At 71.5% G+C, this 20060-nt stretch carries 20 protein-coding genes; 5 read left to right on the forward strand and 15 right to left on the reverse strand.

All coding sequences use genetic code 11. The features are described 5' to 3' along the window. Positions 1-47: 47 nt before the first annotated feature. On the reverse strand, positions 48-977 hold the full coding sequence (locus AC3IYJ_RS08460; RefSeq protein ID WP_489400709.1) for a LysR family transcriptional regulator: 930 nt from the start codon (positions 975-977) through the stop codon (positions 48-50). Positions 978-1047: 70 nt separating this feature from the next. Here AC3IYJ_RS08460 and AC3IYJ_RS08465 point away from each other — a divergent pair, with 70 nt between their 5' ends. Further along, a complete protein-coding gene (locus AC3IYJ_RS08465) occupies positions 1048-2172 on the forward strand; it encodes a TDT family transporter (protein WP_489400710.1) in 1125 nt (374 codons plus the stop codon). Here AC3IYJ_RS08465 and AC3IYJ_RS08470 read toward each other — a convergent pair. Both AC3IYJ_RS08470 and AC3IYJ_RS08475 read right to left on the reverse strand, forming a co-directional pair. Then, positions 2169-2921, reverse strand: coding sequence for a helical backbone metal receptor (locus AC3IYJ_RS08470; protein ID WP_489402736.1), 753 nt, complete (start codon positions 2919-2921; stop codon positions 2169-2171). The genes AC3IYJ_RS08465 and AC3IYJ_RS08470 overlap by 4 nt on opposite strands. A gap of 17 nt (positions 2922-2938) precedes the next feature. Further along, positions 2939-3487: a helix-turn-helix domain-containing protein gene (locus AC3IYJ_RS08475; protein WP_489402737.1), complete on the reverse strand. Its 549-nt coding sequence runs from the start codon at positions 3485-3487 to the stop codon at positions 2939-2941. A 301-nt stretch (positions 3488-3788) separates the two neighbouring features. On the opposite strand from AC3IYJ_RS08475, the gene AC3IYJ_RS08480 reads away from it, so the two are divergent. The 4 genes from AC3IYJ_RS08480 (at position 3789) to AC3IYJ_RS08495 (ending at position 8215) form a co-directional block, all read left to right on the forward strand. Next, positions 3789-4694, forward strand: a complete 906-nt coding sequence (locus tag AC3IYJ_RS08480; RefSeq protein ID WP_489402738.1) for a 5'-3' exonuclease — start codon at positions 3789-3791, stop codon at positions 4692-4694. 62 nt (positions 4695-4756) lie between these two features. After that, positions 4757-5599, forward strand: coding sequence for a siderophore-interacting protein (locus AC3IYJ_RS08485; RefSeq protein WP_489400711.1), 843 nt, complete (start codon positions 4757-4759; stop codon positions 5597-5599). Positions 5600-5647: 48 nt separating this feature from the next. Beyond that, entirely contained in the window at positions 5648-7189 is a 1542-nt protein-coding gene (locus AC3IYJ_RS08490) for a serine hydrolase (RefSeq protein WP_489400712.1), read from the forward strand. Between the two features lie 21 nt (positions 7190-7210). Then, the gene (locus AC3IYJ_RS08495; RefSeq protein WP_489400713.1) at positions 7211-8215 is read left to right on the forward strand and encodes a pseudouridine synthase; all 1005 of its coding nucleotides are present in this window, start codon (positions 7211-7213) and stop codon (positions 8213-8215) included. Positions 8216-8227: 12 nt separating this feature from the next. On the opposite strand, the gene AC3IYJ_RS08500 is transcribed toward AC3IYJ_RS08495, so the two are convergent. From AC3IYJ_RS08500 to pafA, 12 genes are all read right to left on the reverse strand, one after another. After that, positions 8228-8881, reverse strand: coding sequence for a helix-turn-helix domain-containing protein (locus AC3IYJ_RS08500; protein WP_489400714.1), 654 nt, complete (start codon positions 8879-8881; stop codon positions 8228-8230). Positions 8882-8971: 90 nt separating this feature from the next. Then, on the reverse strand, positions 8972-11824 hold the full coding sequence (locus AC3IYJ_RS08505; protein WP_489400715.1) for a DEAD/DEAH box helicase: 2853 nt from the start codon (positions 11822-11824) through the stop codon (positions 8972-8974). 65 nt (positions 11825-11889) lie between these two features. Continuing rightward, positions 11890-12810: a diacylglycerol kinase gene (locus AC3IYJ_RS08510; protein WP_489400716.1), complete on the reverse strand. Its 921-nt coding sequence runs from the start codon at positions 12808-12810 to the stop codon at positions 11890-11892. A gap of 37 nt (positions 12811-12847) precedes the next feature. Next, entirely contained in the window at positions 12848-13813 is a 966-nt protein-coding gene (gene tatC / locus AC3IYJ_RS08515) for a twin-arginine translocase subunit TatC (protein ID WP_489400717.1), read from the reverse strand. A 53-nt stretch (positions 13814-13866) separates the two neighbouring features. Next, complete coding sequence (gene tatA / locus AC3IYJ_RS08520; protein WP_489400718.1) at positions 13867-14163, reverse strand: Sec-independent protein translocase subunit TatA; 297 nt, start codon at positions 14161-14163, stop codon at positions 13867-13869. Positions 14164-14422: 259 nt separating this feature from the next. Then, entirely contained in the window at positions 14423-14623 is a 201-nt protein-coding gene (locus AC3IYJ_RS08525; protein WP_489400719.1) for a hypothetical protein, read from the reverse strand. Between the two features lie 26 nt (positions 14624-14649). Continuing rightward, a complete protein-coding gene (locus AC3IYJ_RS08530) occupies positions 14650-14985 on the reverse strand; it encodes a hypothetical protein (RefSeq protein ID WP_489400720.1) in 336 nt (111 codons plus the stop codon). A gap of 14 nt (positions 14986-14999) precedes the next feature. Next, on the reverse strand, positions 15000-15983 hold the full coding sequence (locus tag AC3IYJ_RS08535; protein WP_489400721.1) for a helix-turn-helix transcriptional regulator: 984 nt from the start codon (positions 15981-15983) through the stop codon (positions 15000-15002). A gap of 114 nt (positions 15984-16097) precedes the next feature. Then, positions 16098-17060 carry a helix-turn-helix transcriptional regulator gene (locus AC3IYJ_RS08540; RefSeq protein WP_489400722.1) on the reverse strand — a complete coding sequence of 321 codons (963 nt, stop codon included), beginning with the start codon at positions 17058-17060 and terminating at the stop codon, positions 16098-16100. A 152-nt stretch (positions 17061-17212) separates the two neighbouring features. Continuing rightward, complete coding sequence (locus AC3IYJ_RS08545) at positions 17213-17590, reverse strand: FKBP-type peptidyl-prolyl cis-trans isomerase (protein WP_489400723.1); 378 nt, start codon at positions 17588-17590, stop codon at positions 17213-17215. 46 nt (positions 17591-17636) lie between these two features. Further along, positions 17637-18566 carry an FKBP-type peptidyl-prolyl cis-trans isomerase gene (locus AC3IYJ_RS08550; RefSeq protein ID WP_489400724.1) on the reverse strand — a complete coding sequence of 310 codons (930 nt, stop codon included), beginning with the start codon at positions 18564-18566 and terminating at the stop codon, positions 17637-17639. A 126-nt stretch (positions 18567-18692) separates the two neighbouring features. Next, positions 18693-20054: a Pup--protein ligase gene (pafA, locus tag AC3IYJ_RS08555; RefSeq protein WP_371615091.1), complete on the reverse strand. Its 1362-nt coding sequence runs from the start codon at positions 20052-20054 to the stop codon at positions 18693-18695. Between the last annotated feature and the right edge of the window lie 6 nt (positions 20055-20060).

Here is a 20060-nt window from a genome sequence, read left to right on the forward strand (position 1 = left end):
CCCGCGCGGCCCGGTCAGTGCCCGGTCAGCGCCCGTTCAGTGTCCGGTCAGTGCCTGGTCAGCGACAGCAGATCACGCGCCGGGCCCGCCGGCCGGGACCCCGTCGGCCAGACCGCGCGCAGCGCCCGGTCCAGCGGGGCGCCGAGGACCGGGACGCACACCAGGCGGCGGGCCGCCAGCTCGTCCCCAACCGCCAGCTCCGACAGCACGCACGGCCCGGCTCCGCTCTCCGCCGCCGCCTTCACCGCCGTGGTGGAGGCCAGTTCGAGCAGCGGCTGCGCCAGCCCGCCGCAGCCGGCCAGCGCCGCGTCCAGGACCTGCCGGGTTCCCGACCCCCACTCGCGCAGAATCAACGGGGTGGCCGCCAGCTCCGCCGCTTCCACCCCCTTCGAACGCCGCGCCCACGGGTGCCCCGGAGCCACCGCCACCACGAGGCGGTCCTGCGCGATCACCACCGCGTCGAGCCCCTCCGGCACGCTGAGCCCCTCCACGAAGCCGAGGTCCGCCTCGTGCGCCAGGACCCGTTCGGCGACGACCGCCGAGTTCCCCGCGTGCAGGGACACCGCCGTGTCGGGGCGCTGCCCGCGCAGGGCGATGAGCCAGCCGGGCAGCAGGTATTCGGCGATGGTCATGCTGGCCGCCACCCGCAGCCGGGAGTCGCGACGGCCCCGTAGCGCCTGCGCGCCCGCGTCGAAGGCCTCGGCCGCCTCCACCACCCGCCGCGCCCAGTCGGTGACCAGCGCGCCTTCCGCCGTCAGCGTCGATCCCCGCGGGGAGCGGTCCACGAGCGCCACCCCGAGCCGGGTCTCCATCGCGCGGATCCGGCTGCTGGCGGCGGGCTGGGTGATCCCGAGCCGCCGGGCGGCCCCGCTCAGACTACCGACCCGGGCCACCGCCAGCAGCAGCTCCATGGCACCCAGGTCCGGGACCCGGTGCGCCAGCGGTATCGGTGCCTCGGCCCACTGCTCATTACCCATAACCTCAGTTTATGCCCTCATAGCAACATGACCTCTGCCGTCCGCCCCTGGCCGGCGGGACGCTGGATCCATGGCCACCACCCTCGTACGTCCCCGTCCCACCACCCCCGGGACCGCCCGGCCCCACAAGGCCCCCGCACTGCGCCACCTCGGCCCCAACTGGTACGCCTCCGTCATGGGCACGGCGATCATCGCCAACGCCGGGGCGACCCTCCCCTACCAGCTCCCAGGCCAGCGCGTGCTCTGCCAGATCTTCTGGGCGCTGTCCGCCGCCGCCCTCGCCGTGCTGCTGACCGCACGCGCCGGGCACTGGCTCCACCACCGCGACCAGGCCCGCGCCCACCTCCTGGACCCCGCCGTGGCCCCCTTCTACGGCTGTCTGTCGATGGCCCTGCTGGCCGTCGGCGGCGGCACCCTCATCGTCGGCAAGGACCTCATCGGGGTCCCCGCCGCCGTCGCCGTCGACACGGTCCTGTTCACCGCCGGCACCGCGATCGGCCTGCTGGCCGCCGCCGCCGTCCCCTACCTGATGGTGGTCCGCCACAAGGTCGAGGCCCACCAGGCCACCCCCGTCTGGCTGCTGCCCGTGGTCGCCCCCATGGTCTCCGCCGCGCTGGGCCCCCTGCTGATCCCCCACCTGGCCGCCGGTCAGGCCCGCGAGGCCATGCTGCTCGCCTGCTACGCCATGTTCGGGATCAGCCTGCTCGCCACCCTGCTGATGCTCCCCCTGGTGTTCGGCCGGCTGATCGTGAGCGGCCCCCTGCCCCTGGCGCTGACCCCCACCCTGTTCCTGGTCCTCGGCCCCCTCGGCCAGTCCACCACCGCCGTGAACTCCCTCGCCGACATGGCCCCCCGGTCGATAGCCGCCCCCTACGCCGGCGGGTTCGGGGCCTTCGCGGTGGTCTACGGGGTCCCCGTGATGGGATTCGCCCTGCTGTGGCTGGCGCTGGCCGCCGCGATGCTGGTGCGGGCCGCCCGCAACGGCATGGGGTTCGCCATGACCTGGTGGGCGCTGACCTTCCCCGTCGGCACCTGTGTCACCGGCGCCGCCGGGCTGGCCCGCCACACCGGCCTCGTCGCCTTCGACTGGCTGGCCGCCGCCCTGTTCCTGGCCCTGGTCACCGCCTGGCTGGCGGCCGCCGCGAACACCCTGCGCGGCCTGTGCACCGGCCGGCTGCTGGCCGCGCCCCGCTAGGTCGTCCCTTTCGGATCCTGCCGGATCCGCGCCGCCCGCAGGGCCGCCGCCAGCACGGCGGGAGCCTCGGCCAGCGAAGGTCCGTACCAGGTCAGGTGGCGTCCGCTGACGAGGGCCGCGGGCAGGGCGGGGAAGGCCTCGGGCCCGTCCCCGGCCGTGAAGCGGTAGGGCTCGTCCGGCAGCACCACGAGATCGCAGCCCGCCGCCGCCAGCTCGGCCGCCGGGATCCTCGGGTAGCGCTCCGCGTGCCCGGCGTAGGCGTTGCGCACCCCGAGGCGGGCCAGCAGGTCCCCGGCGAAGGTGTCCCGGCCGAGCACCATCCAGGGCCTGCGCCAGATCGGTACGAAGGCCAGGCGCGGCTCCCCGGCCGGGGCCACCCTGGCCCACGCGGCCTCGGCGTCCGACAGCCACCCGGGTCGCTTCAGCCCCATGGCCCCCACCAGCAGCCGCTCCAGCTCGCTCAGCGCCTGCGGGAGGTCCCGTACCTCGGTGACCAGCACCCGCAGCCCGGCCGCCCGCAGCTCCGCGAGGTCGGGGGCCCGGTTCTCCTCCTCGTTGGCGATCACCAGATCCGGGCGCAGCTCGGTGATCCGGCGTACGTCCGGGTTCTTCGTCCCCCCGACGCGCGTCACGTCCCCCAGCTCGGCGGGGCCCGGGTGGGTGCACCAGTCGGTCACGCCGACCAGTGCCCCGGGCGCGCTCACCGCGACCGCCTCGGTCAGGGACGGCACCAGCGAGACGACCCGCATCCGGGTCCGCATCCGGCTCAGTGTCCGGGCGAGGGCGGTTCGGAGGTGGCGTGGATGTGCTCGCCGACGGCGACGATCAGGATCCGGGTGTCCTCGGTGACGGCCCGCCAGCGGTGCCGTACGCCGCCGGACAGGAACAGCGCGTCGCCGTTCTCCAGCCGGTAGGCCCGTCCCTCGGCCTCCACCTGGCAGGCGCCCGAGACCACGTACATCAGCTCGTCGTTGCGGTGCTGGTACTCGCGGCCGGCGTCCTGGTCCCCGGTGAACTCCAGTGCGTGCAACTGGTGGTGCCCGCGCACGAGGGGCCGTACGCCGGGAACGGGGGTGAGCCCCGAAGCGTCACCGGCCCGTACGAGGTCCACGGTGCGCGCGGTGTCCGAAGCGGCCAGCAGTTCCACGGCCGTGGTCTCCAGCGCGTCGGCGACCCGCTCCAGGGACCGCATGCTGGGCCGGGCCCGTTCGTTCTCTATCTGGCTCAGGAAGGGAACCGAAAGGCCGCTGCGGGCCGACACCGCGGCAAGGGTCAGGCTCAGGGCCCGGCGGCGCTTGCGCACGGCCACGCCCACCCGGAGCGGTTCCTTGGAATCCCGGTCCCGGTCCCGGTCCTTGTCGTCCGTGCCGTTGACCGCGCCGCTGACAGCGCTCGTGCCGTTCTTGCCGTCGGTGCCATCCCTGTCGTCCATGGCGGGGCTGCCCTCCCCTTGTCCTGGTCCGTCACACATCACACATCGCACGTTGGTGTGCTGTAAGCACCTTACGCAGCAACCGGCCCCGGTTTCGCGCTCAAGAGCCGAGCGGACCGAACCTCACGCACTTTCCACCGGGCCTCAAGGCATCATCGAGACCGTGACGACGACACGACGCCTGATGCTCCTGGACACCGCCTCCCTCTACTACCGCGCGTACTTCGGTGTGCCGGACTCCGTGAAAGCCCCCGACGGCACCCCGGTCAACGCCGTGCGCGGCCTGCTCGACTTCATCGGCCGCCTCGTGCAGGACCACCGGCCCGACGACCTGGTCGCCTGCATGGACGCCGACTGGCGGCCGCACTGGCGGGTGGAGCTGATCCCCTCCTACAAGGCCCACCGGGTCGCCGAGGAGACCGCGACGGGCCCGGACGTCGAGGAGACCCCGGACACCCTCGCCCCGCAGGTGCCGATCATCGAGGCGGCCCTGGACGCCTTCGGGATCGCCCGGGTGGGCGTCGCCGGCTACGAGGCGGACGACGTGATCGGCACCCTGACGACCCGCGCCACCGGCCCGGTGGACATCGTCACGGGCGACCGCGACCTGTACCAGCTGGTCGACGACGCGAAGCAGCGGCGCGTCCTGTACCCGCTGAAGGGGGTCGGCACCCTCCAGGTGACCGACGAGGCGTGGCTGCGCGAGAAGTACGGGGTCGACGGCCCCGGCTACGCGAACCTGGCGCTGCTGCGCGGAGACCCGAGCGACGGCCTGCCGGGCGTGCCCGGCGTCGGCGAGAAGACCGCGGCGAAGCTGCTGGACGCCTACGGGGACCTGGCCGGAATCATCGCCGCGATCGACGATCCGAAGTCGAAGCTGACCCCCACCCAGCGCAAGCGGCTGGACGAATCCCGGCCCTATCTCGCGGTGGCCCCCAAGGTCGTCCAGGTGGCCCGCGACGTGCGGCTGCCCGCCTTCGATCCGGCCCTCCCGGCGCTCCCCGCCCACCCGGAACTCGTCGCCGCTCTGGGCCACAGATGGGGTCTGGGTGGAGCAATTGAACGCCTGAGCAGCGCGCTGCGGCACTGAGGTGCTAACTTAGGTAATCCTAAGCTTCACGGAAGTCAGGGTCAGGGAGTCAAGGAGACGTCGTGGCAGAAGGACGCGTCCGCACGGTCGGCACCGCAGTCGTCGTGCGCACCGAGCGGTTGACCCCGCACATGGTGCGGATCGTGCTGGGCGGTGACGGACTGGCCGGTTTTGGTGCGGGCTCGTACACCGACCACTACGTGAAGATCCTGTTCCCGCCCGAGGGCGTCACCTACGACTCGTGGGACCTCGAACGGATCCGCACGACCCGTCCGCGCGAGGAATGGCCGCGCCAGCGGGCGTACACGGTGCGCGCCTGGGACCCTGCGCAGCGCGAGCTGACCCTCGATTTCGTGGTCCACGGGGACGAAGGACTGGCCGGCCCCTGGGCGGCCCGCGTCCAGCCGGGTGAACTCGTACGTTTCCTCGGGCCGGGCGGCGGCTACGCCCCGGACCCGGCGGCCGGCTGGCACCTCCTCGTCGGCGACGAGAGCGCGCTGCCGGCGATCGGCGCGGCCATGGAGCGGATGCCCGCCGGCGCCCGGGTCCACGCACTGGTCGAGGTCGAGGGCCCCGAGGACGAGCAGAGGATCTCCACCCCGGACGGCACCGTCCCGGTCTGGATCCACCGCGGCTCCCGCCCCGTCGGCGAGGCCCTGACGGAAGCCGTCCGGGCCCTGACCTTCCCCTCCGCGGACGTCCACGCCTTCGTCCACGGCGAGGCCGGCTTCGTGAAGTCGCTCCGCCGCCACCTGCGCCTGGAACGCGGCGTCCCCCGCGAGCACCTGTCGATCTCCGGCTACTGGCGCCTGGGCGAAACCGACGAGGGCTGGCGCGCGATCAAGCGCGACTGGAACGCCCGCGTCGAAGCGGAGCAGGAACAGCTCCTCGCCGCGGCGTCCTGACCGCCGGCCCGCCGGGCGGCTTCACCCGACCGGCGGGACAATGGCCGCATGCGTACGCTCCGCGCGTTCGGCTCGGCCGGAGCCGCCGTACTCCTGGTCACCACCGGGACGGCCGCGGCGGCCACCGACCCCACCCCGCCTCCCCAGCCGAAGGCGGAGATCACCGACGCGCAGGTCGACAAGGCGGTGGGGCGCCTCGACCGGACCGTCGCGGACATGATGCGCGCCACCGGCGTCCCCGGGATCTCCGTCGCCGTCGTCCACGACGACCAGGTCGTCTACCTCAAGGGCTTCGGCGTCCGCCGCGTCGGCGAGCCGGGGGCCGTCGACCCGGACACCGTCTTCCAGCTCGCCTCGCTCTCCAAGCCGATCACCTCCACCGTCGCCGCGGGCGCTCTCAAGGCCCCCGGCGACTTCGACCGCCACCTGGAACTGCCCGGCTTCGCGCTGGCGGACCCCTGGGTCACCGCCCACCTCTCCGCCGCCGACCTGCTGTCCCACCGCAGCGGCCTGCCGGACCACGCCGGGGACCTCCTCGAAGACCTGGGCTACGACCAGTCGTACATCCTGGACCACCTGCGCCTGGAGCCGCTGGCCCCGTTCCGCGCGAGCTACGCCTACACCAACTTCGGATTCACCGCCGCCGCCGAGGCCATCGCCCGGGACCACGGCGTCAGTTGGCAGAAGCTCGCCGACGACACCCTCTTCAAGCCGGCCGGCATGACGCACACCAGCACCGAGTTCTCCGCCTTCGCGCAGGCACCCGACCACGCCGCCACCCACGTCAAGAACCCCGACGGCACCTGGAGCCCCCGCTACGTCCGCGACCCCGACGCCCAGGCACCGGCCGGCGGGGTCAGCTCCACCGCCCGCGACATGGCCCGCTGGCTGCGGCTCCAGCTGGGCGACGGCCTCCTCGACGGGAAGAGGATCGTCCCCGCGGACAACCTCGCCCGCACCCACCTCCCCGAGATCGTCTCGCAGCCGAGCAACGCCCAGGGCAGGACCGACTTCTACGGGATGGGCTGGAACGTCTCCTACGACAGCGCGGGCCGGGTCCGCCTCGGCCACTCCGGCGCCTTCGACCTCGGCGCCAACACCAACGTCACCATGCTCCCCCTGGAGAAGCTCGGCATCGTCGTCCTGACCAACGGCGCCCCGATCGGCGTGGCCGACGCCGTGGCCCTGGACTTCTTCGACTTCGCCGAGCACGGCCGCACCACCACCGACTGGCTCCCCCTGACGTCCTCCCTCTACGCCCAGCTCCTGAACACCGGCCGCTCCCCCACCGACTACGCCCGTTCCCCGGCCGGCGGCGCGAAGCCGGCGAAGGCCGACACCGCGTACACGGGCACGTACGACAACCCGTACTACGGCAGGGCCACCGTCACCGCGGAACCCGGCGGCGGCCTCACCCTCTCGCTGGGCCCGAGTCCACAGCGCTACCCGCTCACCCACTACGACGGCGACACCTTCAGCTTCGAGACCGCGGGCGAGAACGCGGTGGGCCGCACCGGGGTGTTCTTCACCGACGGCGCCCTGCGCGTCGAATACCTGGACGCCAACCACCAGGGCACCTTCACCCGCTGACACCCCCTAGCCTGTACCCCGATGAAGCGCAGATCCCACATCCCCGAATCGCCCCTGCCGCAGGTCCGCGGCATCGACCCGGTCCGCATGCGGCTGCCCCCCGACCCGGAGGGGATGTGGCCGGATCTCGGCGCCTACCTCACGGCGCGCTACGAGGGCACGCGCGGCTCCGAGTCCATGGCCCGCCTGCTCGCGGGCGGCCGGGTGCTGGGCGTCGGCGGCCGGGTGCTGCGCCCGGAGGACTCGTACGAGCCGGGGGCCTTCCTCTGGTTCCACCGGGACATGCCGCCCGAGCCGGTGGTGCCCTTCCCGATCGGGGTCGTGCACCGCGACGAGCACCTGCTGGTGGTCGACAAACCGCATTTCCTGGCCACCACCCCGCGCGGCAGCCACGTCTTCCAGACGGCCCTGGCCCGGCTCCGGGTGGAGCTCGGCCTGCCCGCGCTGAGCCCCGCGCACCGGCTGGACCGGATGACGGCCGGGCTGGTGCTGTTCAGCATCCGCCCCGAGGACCGCGGCGCCTACCAGCTGCTCTTCCAGGAGCGGCGGATCAGCAAGGAGTACGAGGCGCTCGCGCCCCACGACCCGGCGGTGGAGTTTCCCCGGACCCTGCGCAGCCACATCGAGAAGGTCCGCGGGGTGATGGCGGCGGTGGAGGTCGAGGGCGCCGAACCGAATGCCGAGACGCTGGCCGAACTCGTCGATACCAAGGGCGGCGTGGGGCGCTACCGGCTGACCCCGCACACCGGGCGCACCCACCAGCTGCGGGTGCACATGAACAGCCTCGGCCTGCCGATCCTGGGCGACCCGGTCTATCCGGTGGTCGGCGATCCGGATCCGGACGACTACCGCCGCCCGCTCCAGCTCCTGGCCCGCACGCTGGAGTTCACCGACCCGGTCACCGGGACCGCGCACCGCATCGAGAGCGGCCTGACCCTCCAGGCCTGGGACGACCCGGCCGGCTGGGAAGCGGGCCCCGCGGGCCCGGCGGACGCCCGGTCCCGGGGCCCGAAAGAGACGGCCTAGGCAGGGGCGGTCTCACCGGCCGTCGGCGCCCGCGATCCGCAGCGCCGCGTCGGCGGTGGCCTCCGCGAAGGCGGTCACGGGGCGCGCGGGGTCGGAGCGGTGGATCAGCATGACCCCTTCGATGAGGCCGAAGACCAGGTCGTTGCGGAGCACCAGTTCGGCCCGGTCGGCGGCGAGTTCGGTGCCGACGCAGGTGCCGTCGAGCAACTCCAGGTAGGCGTCCTTGAGTTCGAGGCGCATCCGCATGAAGTGGGCGAACCGCGAACCGCCCACCTCGGGCAGCAGGTAGAGCGCGCCGAGGTTGTACGGGCCGCCGCACAGCAGCATCACGTCGGCGCGGCACAGCTCCCACAGCCGCAGGGTGGCGGGCCGGTCCCTTTCCAGGAGCAGCCGGCGGGCCAGCACCAGCGAGGGTGCGACCGTGGACTCCAGGAGTTCGGCGAGGAGTTCCTCCTTGCCGGCGAAGTAGTGGTACATCGTGGCCTGGCGCATTCCGGCCCGTTCGGCCACCGCCCGCGTGGTGGTGGCCGCGTACCCCTTGACCGTGAACAGCTCGGCCGCCGCGTAGAGGAGTTCCTCGCGCGGCGGCCTGCCGCTGTCCGGTCGCAGCCGATCGGCGCGTGGCCGACCGACCCGTCTCGGACCTTCGTCCGTTCCCCCAGTCATGGCCCGATCGTCGCACAGCGCCCATCGAATTGATCATGGCAAGAAGTCAGATCCGGCCATGACTGGATTTAGAGGAAGGTCCAAGTCCCCTTAGCCCACGGAGCTGTAGGCCACCACACCGCGCAGCAGCGCATCCACGGCCTTGCGGGCATTGCGCGCCACCGTGCTGCCGCCCGCCGAGGACGGCGGAGCCGAGGAGGAGGGCGCCGCGGCGGCCACCTGCCCCAGGACGTCGATGACCTGCTTGCACCAGCGCACGAAGTCACCCGCCGGCATCTCCGCCTCGCGCAGCACCTCGTCCAGGGTCTTGTCGGAAGCCCACTGGTACACCGCCCACGCGAAGCCGAGGTCCGGCTCGCGCTGGCCCACGCCCTCCGCCTGGTTGATGCCGTGCTCCTCCTCCAGAGCGTCGAGCCGGCCCCAGATGCGGACCATCTCGCCCAGCGCCGCCTTCGCCGCGCCGCCCGGCACCTTCGGCGCGACCGCGTCGTCGGACTGCCGCGCCTCGAAGACCAGCGCCGAGACACAGGCGGCCAGCTCGGCCGGGCTCAGCCCCTCCCAGATGCCCGCCCGCAGGCATTCGGACGCCAGCAGGTCGAGCTCCCCGTAGAGCCTGGCCAGACGCCGGCCGTGCGGGGTGACCTCGTCCTCGCGCAGGTAGTCCAGATCGGTCAGCAGCGCGTGGATCCGGTCGAAGGTGCGGGCAATGGTGTTCGTCCGGCCCTCGATGCGCCGCTCCAGCTGCTGCGTGTCCCGCTGCAGCCGGTGGTAGCGCTCCGCCCAGCGGGCGTGGTCCTCCCGCTCGTCGCAGCCGTGGCACGGGTGCGCCCGCAGCTCGCTGCGCAGCCGCGAGATCTCCCGGTCGTCCGCCGCGGCCGCCCGGCCGCCCCGGTGCCGCTCCACCGTGATGTGCCCGGCCTTGACGCGCAGTTGGGACGCCAGGTCCCGACGCGACTGCGGGGACTTCGGGTTGAACGTCTTGGGGATCCGCATCCGCTCGACGGCCTCCACCGGGACCGGGAAGTCGATCGCGGCGAGCCGCTTGACCTGCCGCTCCGCGGTGAGCACCAGCGGGCGAGGACCCTCCGTGTACTCGTGCCCGCGGTGCCCGTTGGACCGCCCGGCCGGCACGCCCGGGTCCAGGACCAGCGCGAGCCCGGCGAACTTGCCCGTCGGCACGTGGATGATGTCGCCCGGCTTCAGCTTCTCCAGCGAGGAGGCCGCCTGCACCCGGCGCTGGGCCGCACCCTGCTTGGCCAGGTCGTTCTCACGGTCCTTGAGGTCACGGCGCAGCCGCGCGTACTCCTCGAAGTCCCCCAGGTGGCAGGTCATGCCCTCCCGGTAGCCCTCCAGCCCCTCCTCGTTGCGCTGCACCTGCCGCGAGATCCCGACGACCGAGCGGTCGGCCTGGAACTGCGCGAAGGAGGTCTCCAGCAACTCGCGCGAGCGGTGCCGCCCGAACTGCTGGACCAGGTTGACCGCCATGTTGTACGAGGGCTTGAAGCTGGAACGCAGCGGATAGGTACGGGTACCCGCGAGCCCGGCCAGGCCCGCCGGGTCCATGCCCCGCTGCCACAGGACCACCGCATGGCCCTCGACGTCGATGCCGCGCCGACCGGCCCGGCCGGTGAGCTGCGTGTACTCGCCGGGGGTGATGTCGGCGTGCTGCTCGCCGTTCCACTTGACCAGCTTCTCCAGGATGACCGTGCGCGCCGGCATGTTGATGCCCAGCGCCAGGGTCTCGGTGGCGAAGACGGCCTTCACCAGGCCCCGTACGAAGAGCTCCTCGACGACCTCCTTGAAGGTGGGCAGCATGCCCGCGTGGTGCGCGGCGATGCCCCGCTCCAGGCCTTCGAGCCACTCGTAGTACCCCAGGACGTGCAGGTCCTCGGCGGGGATCGCCGAGGTCCGCTCCTCGACGATCTCGCACACCTTCAGGCGCGCCGTGTCGTCGTTGAGCCGCAGCCCCGCGTACAGGCACTGCTGGACGGCGGCCTCGCAGCCGGCCCGGCTGAAGATGAAGTTGATGGCGGGCAGCAGCCCGTCACCGTCCAGGCGGGCGATGACCTCGGGACGCGAAGGGGTCCAGATCCGGCCGCGGGAGCGCCGCTCGCGCTCGCGGTCGGCCTCGCGGACCATCTTCCCGCGCCGCCGGTCCTTCGGGTTGTAGCGGCTGGTGTTCTCCTCGCGCGCCATCCGCAGCAGGTCGGGATTGACCTCTCGGCGCGCCGAGCCGCGACCGCCGTGGTCGGACTCCTCCTCGAAGAGGTCGTAGATCCGCCGGCCGGCCATGACGTGCTGCCACAGCGGTACGGGCCGCTCCTCGGAGACGATCACCTGGGTGTCGCCGCGCACCGTGTCCAGCCAGTCGCCGAACTCCTCGGCGTTGGAGACGGTGGCGGAGAGCGAGACCAGGGTCACCGACTCGGGGAGGTGGATGATCACTTCCTCCCAGACGGCTCCGCGGAACCGGTCGGAGAGGTAGTGGACCTCGTCCATCACGACGTAGCCCAGACCCAGCAGCGACTGCGAGCCCGCGTACAGCATGTTGCGCAGCACCTCGGTGGTCATGACGACCACCGGAGCCTCGGAGTTGACGCTGTTGTCGCCGGTGAGCAGGCCGACCTTGTCGGCGCCGTAGCGCTTGGCGAGGTCGGCGTACTTCTGGTTCGACAGGGCCTTGATGGGCGTCGTGTAGAAGCACTTGCGGCCCTGCTGGAGCGCCAGGTGTACGGCGAACTCGCCGACGATCGTCTTGCCCGAGCCGGTCGGGGCGGCGACGAGGACGCCCTTGCCGGCCTCCAGTGCCTTGCAGGCCTCGATCTGGTACGGATCCAGATCGAATTCGTACATCTCGCGGAACGGCGCCAGGGCGGTGGCCTCTTCGGCGGCGCGGATCCGGGCAGCGGCGTACCGCTCGGCGGGTGATAGTTCTTCGGTCATCTTGTCATCGAGCCTACCCGCCGCCTCTGACAACAGTCGCGGTCTTTACGACGGGGTCGCAGCGCCTACGACAGGAGGCGCAGGGCTCCGGGGACGCACTCGGCGCTCACCGGCAGCGGCCCCAGCGGCTCCCCGTCCGCATAGGCGGTGATGCCGGCCGCCTCCAGCGTCACCTTCGCGGCCCGGTGGACGGTGACCTTGGGATGCGAGAGATGGGTTCCCCGGTACACGCGCGGGAACACCTTCAGCAGGGTGGCGCGGCTGCAGTCCCCGACGACCGTGACGTCGAAGAGCCCGTCGTCGGGCTCGGCGTCCGCGCAGATGCGCATGCCGCCCCCGTACGAGGACCCGTTGCCGACGGCCACCAGCGTGGCCTCGGTCTCGATGACCGGACCGCCGTCGAGGGTGATCCGGTAGGGGAAGGGCCGGAAGGCGGCCAGTTCCGCGATCATCGCCAGGTCGTACTTGAACTTGCCCACCGGCAGCCGCATCCGGTTGCCCCGGTCGTTGACCCGCGAGTCGAATCCGGAGCACAGCACGGTCCCGTACCAGGTGCCGTCGCCCTCGCCGTCACCGGCGACCCCGCCGCGGGTGACCCGGCCCAGGTCGATCTCGCGGATCCGGCCCTCCTTGAGCGCCTCGGCGGCCAGCCGCCCCGCCCGCGCGGGCTCCCGTACGGGCAGTCCCGTGGCGCGCGCGAAATCGTTCCCGGTGCCCACCGCGACCACCCCCAGCGGTACCAGGGTTCCGGCCACGGCCTGGAGCGCGAGGGAGACCATGCCGTCGCCGCCCACCGCGATCACGGCGCCGGTGCCCCCGCGGACGGCCGCCCGCAGCCGGGCCAGCGCGTCGGGGGCATCGGCGCCGACGACGGTCCGTACGGAGAAACCGGCGTCCCGGAGCGCGGAAGCGGCCGGCTGCGCGGCGTGCGCGCCCCGGCCGCGTCCGGCTGTGGGATTGACGAAGAGGGTGATCTCAGCACTCACCCGGGGGAATGTACCTGTCAGGCTCGGTCGGCGTCGATCACGTGGCGTCGTCGTAACCGTTGATCCGTGCCCGCCCGCCGTCGGCCTGCTCCGGCAGGGCGCTGGGGGCCGGGGCCGACTCGATCTCGCCGAGCGCCGCGGGGGTCAGGTCCAGGTCGGCGGCCTCGTCGTCGTCGAGTTCCGCGTCGGGGTTCGACTTCTTGCGCCTGCGGTCGTTGATCATGCAGATGCCGAGCGCGATGAAGTACAGGGCGATGATCGGGGAGGCCAGCGACATCATGGTGAGCGGGTCACCGGTGGGAGTCGCGAACGCCGCGAAGATCGTGATGCCCAGCACCATCGCTCGCCACCAGCTGAGCAGCCGCTTCGCGGTCAGGACGCCGGTGAAGTTGAGCAGGATCAGCAGCAGCGGCAGCTCGAACGCCAGACCGAAGACCACGACCATGCGCGTGACCAGGTCGAGGTAGTCGTCGACCGGCAGCAGGTTGCGCGCGTCGTCGGGAGTGAACTCGAGCAGGATCACCGCGGTCTGCGGAAGGATCTTGTACGCGAGAACCGCGCCGGCACCGAACAGCGGGGCGCCGACCGCCACGAAGCCGATCGCGTACTTCTTCTCGTTGTTGTGCAGACCCGGGGCCACGAAGGCCCAGAGCTGGTACAGCCACACCGGTGCGGAGAGGACCACACCGGCCGTCAGCGAGACCTTCAGTGCGATGGAGAAGGGCGCGATGAGACCGTTGACCGTCATGTCGGCACAGGCCCGGCCGTTGCGCTGCTCGACCACGCCGTTGGTGCAGCCGACGGAGTCCAGCATCGGCTTCAGCATGAAGTCGATGATGTCCTTGTAGTACACCGCGGCCACGATGGTGATCAGGAGGACCGCGAGGACCGCCTTCAGCAGCCGGTTTCTCAGCTCACGCAGGTGCTCGACGAGAGGCATCCGCCCTTCGGCGTCCTTCGCCTTCTGTTCCAGCTTCTCCTGCTTGCGGGCAGACTTGAGCAACCCACGTCCCTTGTCTCGTCGCAGATGACTGGCCCGGCCGTGGCCGGCCGGAGTCAGCTCTGGGTGGTGTGGTTGGTCTCGTTGACGGGCCGGGCGCTGGTGACGTCACCGGGCGAGGCCTGGATCGTGCGCGGGGCCGCTGCCTGCTGCTGCGGAGCCGGGTCGGCAACGGAAGCGGCGGCGCCGTCCTCGGCCTCGCCGTCCTTCTTCATCGCCTTCGCCTCGCTCTTGAGGATGCGGGCGGACTTGCCGAGCGAGCGGGCCATGTCGGGAAGCTTCTTGGCACCGAACAGCAGGAAGATCACGGCGACGATCAGGAGGATCTCGAGGGGCTTCAGGTTGCCGATCATGTGTGTCTTCCTTCTCACCGAAACGGCTGGTTGTGGTCGCAGGCGGCCAGGACCCAAGTCCTTGAACCGCTCTGACAAGGATCGTAACCCCCGGGGGTTAACGCCCGGCAATCCCCTGAGGCATCGCCGCGTGCGTGGTCAGACAGTACGACGGTTGCCCCACCATGGCTATGGCCCCGTGCCATGGCCTGCGGGAACGGCCCCGTTCGAGGACCGTTCCTATAGGCACCGCGGCCCGCGGGCGCTTTGACGACAGGCCCTAGAGCCGGGCGGAGCGCCCCGACCTGGCCAGGTCCGTCGCGGCCCGCTCCAGATCACCCGAGGCGTCCGCGATCCGGCGGCCGGCGTCCGCCACCTGACCGGAAAGCCGGCGCACCTCCACGAAGACCCGCACGGCGAGCACGGCGAGGACGGCGAGCCCGAGGAAACCCAGAGCGATTGCGAACATCGGCCACAGCATGACCAGAGCCTAGGCCACCGGCCGTCTCAGACACTGCGCAGGGTGCTCACGCCGCCCCCGGTCAGCAGTTCCACGATCCGCTCGCCGGCCGGCTTGCGGACCGCCGCCCCGCACTCGGGGCAGGTGAAGGAGTAGAAGGTGGTCCGCCTGCTGCCGCCGATCGCCAGGCGCAGGGCGCCCGCGTCCAGCTCGAAGCGGGCCCGGCAGTCCGGACAGGCCGCCGTGAAAGCCACCGGCCCGGGAGCGGCCGGGCCGGAAGCGGCCGGAGCAGGAGTGGCCGGGGCGGAAGCGGCCGGAGCGGCGGAATCGGACGGTACGGCCCGCACGGGCACGTCCTCCGGCCCTGGTGGCGTCGGCGACATCGTGCCCGGCCCCCTCAGACCTGTTCCCCGGCAGCCTCGTCCTCGTACGCGGCCAGCGCCTCCCTGGCCGCCCTGCGCGCACTGTCCGCCAGCTCCACGGGGGCCACGATGCGCCCCTCGCGGCCCAGCCGCAGCGCGAGCCGACGCAGCGACGCCGGATCGGGGCTGCGCAGGGTGATCCGCAGGCCGCCCTCGGGCAGCTCCTCCGCGCTGTCGTGCGGGTAGTACTCCGCGACCCAGCGCCCGCCGGGACCGACCTCGACCACGACCTCCGGGTCCTCGGCCGCCGGCTGGACCAGCCCCTCGGACAGGTCCCGGGGCTCGATCGCCGGCGGATCGGCCCGCTCGTCCAGCAGCCGGATCTCCGCGACCCGGTCCAGCCGGAAGGTGCGCCGGGCCTCGGAGAGGTGGCACCACCCCTCCATGTACGTGTGCCCGACGGCGAAGAGCCGGATCGGATCCACCTTGCGCTCGGTGAGCTCGTCGCGGGCGGGCGAGTAGTAGCGCAGCCACAGCCGGCGCCGCTCCGCGATGGCCCGGTCCACATCGGCGAAGACCCCGCCCTCGGACTCGAAGGTCACCGAGAGCCGCGAGCTGGCCCCGGCGGCCTCGCCCGCGGCCGCCTCCAGCTTGGCGGTGGCCCGCAGCAGCGCGTCGCGGTCGCTCTCGCGCAACCCCGGCAGGGTGGCCACCGCACGGGCGGCGACCAGCAGCGCCGTCGCCTCGTCGGCGGCCAGCCGCAGCGGCTCCGCGGTGGACTCCCCCGAGGCGTCGGGGTTGCGCCACCAGATGCGCTCCCCGTCGGTGTCGATGTCGAGCAGGTCCCCGCCGCGGAAACTGGTTCCGCACATGGGGAGCACGTCGAGGTCCGAGATCAGCTCGTCCTCGGTGATCCCGAACGCGCGGGCCACGTCGGCGACGTGCGCGCCGGGTCGCTCGCGCAGGTACGTCACCAGGGACAGCATCCGGCGCGTCTGGTCGATGGCGTTGGCAGCCATGCTGGTACGTCTCCCCCTCAGGGCACGTGCTACGGGACGGAACAGACCGCGGGAGCGGCCCGCGGAACCGGGCCCGGCCACCGCATCGGGCCGGGCCTGCGCAAACGGGCCGGGTCAGCCCTTGGCCACGGCACGCAGCCGGTCGACCACATCGGCCCGCAGATCGGCGGGCTCCACCACGACCACGTCGGGGCCGAACTCCACCAGCCAGGCGTCGAGCCCGTGCCCGTACGGGATCTCCAGCTCGTCCCAGCCCTCCCCGCCCGCGCTCTCGCGCACGGCGGTGGCCTTGGCCCGAAGCGGATAACCCGCACCGGCCCGCAGCCGGATCAGCGCGGAACGGTCCCCGCCCTCCCCGGCCCAGCTCGCCACGGTCTCCCGCACGGTCACCACGTCGGGAACATCGGCGGTGTACTTGGCCGCGCGCGAACGGACCTTCCCCGTGATCCGGGAGAGCCGGAAAACCCGCTCCGCCCCGCGGTCGCGGTCGAAGCCGGCCAGGTACCAGTGGCCGCGCCAGCACTCCAGCGCCCACGGCTCGACCTGACGGGTCTCGGGGCGCGCCGCGTTGGACCTGCGGTAGTCGAAGACCACCGGACGGCGGTCGCGGCAGGCCAGCATCAGCGGCTCGAAGGCCGCCTCGTGGACCGGGATCCGCGGTTCGATGGCACTGTGCTGGCCCTCGTAGGGATCCCCGGCCTCGGGCATCCCCCCGGCCCGCAGCTTCTGCAGGGCGCCGCTGGCCGCTCCGGCCAGCCGGGCCTGCTGCCACACCTTCGCCGCGAGCCCCAGCGCCGCGGCCTCCTCGGCGTCCAGGGCCACCGGCGGAAGCCGGTTGCTGTCGCGGCGGGCCAGGTAACCGGTGTCGCCCTCCAGGTTCTCGACGGTCTCGATGACCAGCCCGAGCTCCCGCAGATCGTCCTTGTCCCGCTCGAACATCCGGTTGAAGGAGTCGTCGTTCCCGGCTTCCATGTACGCCTCGATGGAACCGCGCAGTTCGCGCTTGCTGAGCGGCCGTCGGGTCCCCAGCAGACACAGCGCCAGATTCATCAGCCGCTCGGCCTTGGCAATCGCCATCGAGACCCATCCGCCCTTCTCGCCGCGCGGCCCCTCGCACCCCGACCGCGTACACCCTCGTGACCGTTGACCGTACCGCCCCGGTCCGCCTGGGCAAAAAGCGAGGGCCCCTGCCGACCGGCAGGGGCCCAACGACTTGCACGACCGACCGGTCAGGCGGCCATCAGGTCGCACACGAAGATCAGCGTCTCGCCCGGCTTGATGGCACCGCCGGCGCCACGGTCGCCGTACGCCATGTGGGCCGGGATCGTCAGCTTGCGACGGCCACCGACCTTCATGCCCTGGACGCCCTTGTCCCAGCCGGAGATGACCTGGCCGACACCGAGCGTGAACGGCAGCGGGGCGCCGCGGTTCCAGGAGGCGTCGAACTCCTCGCCGGTGGAGAAGGCCACGCCCACGTAGTGGACGGACACGTTGGACCCGGCCTTGGCCTCAGCGCCGTCGCCGACCCAGATGTCCTCGATCACGAGGTCGGTCGGGACATCGCCCTCGGGGAAGTCGATCTCGGGCTTCTCGAGCTTGTCGCTCACGGTACTGCTCCTCAAACGTACGAACAGGGGGACAACCGGGACAGTCTTACACCACGGCGAGGATGTCGAGGCTGAAGACCAGCGTCGAGTTGGCCGGGATGGTGCCCTGCTCCTTGTCGCCGAAGCCCGCGTCCGGCGGGATCACCAGCAGGACACGGCTGCCGACCTTCTTGCCGACCAGGCCCTCCTTGAGACCCTTGACCGAAAGCTGGGCCATCGGCCAGGTCACCGACTGGTCGGTGGCGTACGTGCTCTCGAAGGTCTTGTCGTCCTTCCACGTCTTGCCGTTGAACTTGACCACGACGTTGTCGGTGTCCTTGACGACTGCGCCGTCGCTCTCCAGCACGTAGTCCGAGACCAGCTTGGCCGGCGGCGTGGCGTCCTTGGGAACCGTCACGGCGACTTCCTTGCCGTCCGTGTTCGTAGCGACCTTGGGCAGGTCCTTGTTGTCCTGCGGGACCTCCTTGCCCTTGGCCGAAGCCGGGATCGAGGTGCCCTTGACGATGTCCACGACGAAGACCAGCGTGGCATTCGGCTTGATGTCGGCGCCCTGACCCTGCGCCCCGTACCCGAGGTCCGGCGGAATCACGAGCTCCAGACGACTGCCGACCTTCTTGCCCTCAAGGCCCTGGTCCCAGCCCTTGATGACCTGGCCGGCGCCGATGGTCACGTCGAACGGCTTGCCCTTGCCGAAGCTCTGGTCGAACGGCTTCGTACCGTCCCAGACCTGACCGAGGTAGTTGACCTGGGCGGCGTCGCCCTTCTTCAGCGCCGGGCCGTCGCCCTCGCTGATGGTCACCACCTTCAGTTCCTTCGGCGGGGTGCCCGACCCCTTCGCCAGGGTGGGGCTCTCCCCGAACTTGGCCCCCTTCGTGATCGAGGGCACCCCGTTCTTCATCTCGGAGCCGCTGTCACCACAGGCCGCTGTCGAAAGCAGCAGAAGGGGTACGACAAGCAGGCCGGCAAGTCGGCGCACGTGTTCCTCAGATCTCAGACGGCACATAGGTCGTCGCCACTCTAAGGCGTGCGCAGGGCCCCGTACGAGATTCGTACGGGGCCCTGTCCCAGATCAGTGGTATGTCACACTGCGCTCCGCGGGGTCCTACATCCCCGCGATCAGCTTCTCCACCCGGTCGTCCACCGACCGGAACGGGTCCTTGCACAGCACCGTGCGCTGCGCCTGGTCGTTCAGCTTCAGATGCACCCAGTCGACCGTGAAGTCCCGCCGCTGCTCCTGCGCACGACGGATGAAGTCACCGCGCAGCCGCGCCCTCGTCGTCTGCGGAGGCACCGACTTGCCCTCGAAGATCTTGAGGTCATTGCAGATCCTCGCAGCCTGCCCCTTGCGCTCCAGCAAGTAGTACAGCCCGCGCCGACGGTGGATGTCGTGGTAGGCGAGGTCTATCTGAGCCACCCGCGGATTCGACATCGTCATGTTGTGCTTGGCCCGGTACCGCTCGATCAGCTGGTACTTCATCACCCAGTCGATCTCGGTCCCGATCCGGTCCAGGTCCTCCGCCTCGATCGCGTCCAGAGTCCGGCCCCACAGCTCCAGCACCTGGTCCACGACACCCTCACGGATGCCCCGGCGCTCGGCGAAGTCCACCGCCTTGTCGTAGTACTCGCGCTGGATCTCCAGCGCCGAGGCCTCCCGGCCGCTCGCCAGACGCACCTTGCGCTGACCGGTGATGTCGTGGCTGACCTCGCGGATCGCCCGGATCGGGTTCTCCAGCGTCAGGTCCCGCATCACCGTGCCCGCCTCGATCATGCGCAGCACCAGATCGGTCGCCCCGACCTTGAGCAGCATGGTCGTCTCGGACATGTTCGAGTCGCCCACGATGACGTGCAGACGGCGGTACCGCTCGGCATCCGCGTGCGGCTCGTCACGCGTGTTGATGATCGGCCGGGAACGGGTCGTCGCGGAACTGACGCCCTCCCAGATGTGCTCGGCCCGCTGGCTCACGCAGTAGACCGCACCCCGCGGCGTCTGCAGCACCTTGCCCGCGCCGCAGATCAACTGCCGCGTGACGAGGAACGGGATGAGAATGTCCGCCAGCCGGGAGAATTCCCCGTGCCGGGCCACCAGGTAGTTCTCATGGCAGCCGTACGAGTTTCCCGCCGAGTCGGTGTTGTTCTTGAACAGATAGACGTCGCCCGCGATTCCCTCCTCGTGCAAGCGGCGTTCGGCGTCGACGAGCAGGCCCTCGAGAATGCGCTCGCCGGCCTTGTCGTGGGTGACCAGTTCGATCAGGTTGTCGCATTCGGGAGTTGCATACTCCGGATGCGAACCCACGTCGAGGTAGAGGCGGGCGCCGTTCCGCAGGAAGACATTGCTACTGCGGCCCCATGACACAACACGGCGGAAGAGGTAGCGCGCCACTTCGTCAGGAGACAGTCGGCGCTGTCCCCTGAACGTGCACGTGACGCCGTACTCGTTCTCCAGCCCGAAAATGCGGCGGTCCATGACTGA

Source organism: Streptomyces sp. GL_140 (assembly GCF_057834465.1).

What these genes read in the sequence shown, in the direction of transcription:
- AC3IYJ_RS08470 (WP_489402736.1), bottom strand. Translation starts at nt 2,921, where the DNA reads ATGCGGGTCGTCTCGCTGGTGCCGTCCCTGACCGAGGCGGTCGCGGTG.
- AC3IYJ_RS08535 (WP_489400721.1), bottom strand. Translation starts at nt 15,983, where the DNA reads ATGGCTGCCAACGCCATCGACCAGACGCGCCGGATGCTGTCCCTGGTG.
- AC3IYJ_RS08540 (WP_489400722.1), bottom strand. Translation starts at nt 17,060, where the DNA reads ATGGCGATTGCCAAGGCCGAGCGGCTGATGAATCTGGCGCTGTGTCTG.
- pafA (WP_371615091.1), bottom strand. Translation starts at nt 20,054, where the DNA reads ATGGACCGCCGCATTTTCGGGCTGGAGAACGAGTACGGCGTCACGTGC.
- AC3IYJ_RS08465 (WP_489400710.1), top strand. Translation starts at nt 1,048, where the DNA reads ATGGCCACCACCCTCGTACGTCCCCGTCCCACCACCCCCGGGACCGCC.
- AC3IYJ_RS08460 (WP_489400709.1), bottom strand. Translation starts at nt 977, where the DNA reads ATGGGTAATGAGCAGTGGGCCGAGGCACCGATACCGCTGGCGCACCGG.
- AC3IYJ_RS08500 (WP_489400714.1), bottom strand. Translation starts at nt 8,881, where the DNA reads ATGACTGGGGGAACGGACGAAGGTCCGAGACGGGTCGGTCGGCCACGC.
- AC3IYJ_RS08480 (WP_489402738.1), top strand. Translation starts at nt 3,789, where the DNA reads ATGCTCCTGGACACCGCCTCCCTCTACTACCGCGCGTACTTCGGTGTG.
- AC3IYJ_RS08525 (WP_489400719.1), bottom strand. Translation starts at nt 14,623, where the DNA reads ATGCTGTGGCCGATGTTCGCAATCGCTCTGGGTTTCCTCGGGCTCGCC.
- AC3IYJ_RS08490 (WP_489400712.1), top strand. Translation starts at nt 5,648, where the DNA reads ATGCGTACGCTCCGCGCGTTCGGCTCGGCCGGAGCCGCCGTACTCCTG.
- AC3IYJ_RS08505 (WP_489400715.1), bottom strand. Translation starts at nt 11,824, where the DNA reads ATGACCGAAGAACTATCACCCGCCGAGCGGTACGCCGCTGCCCGGATC.
- tatA (WP_489400718.1), bottom strand. Translation starts at nt 14,163, where the DNA reads ATGATCGGCAACCTGAAGCCCCTCGAGATCCTCCTGATCGTCGCCGTG.
- AC3IYJ_RS08495 (WP_489400713.1), top strand. Translation starts at nt 7,211, where the DNA reads ATGAAGCGCAGATCCCACATCCCCGAATCGCCCCTGCCGCAGGTCCGC.
- AC3IYJ_RS08530 (WP_489400720.1), bottom strand. Translation starts at nt 14,985, where the DNA reads ATGTCGCCGACGCCACCAGGGCCGGAGGACGTGCCCGTGCGGGCCGTA.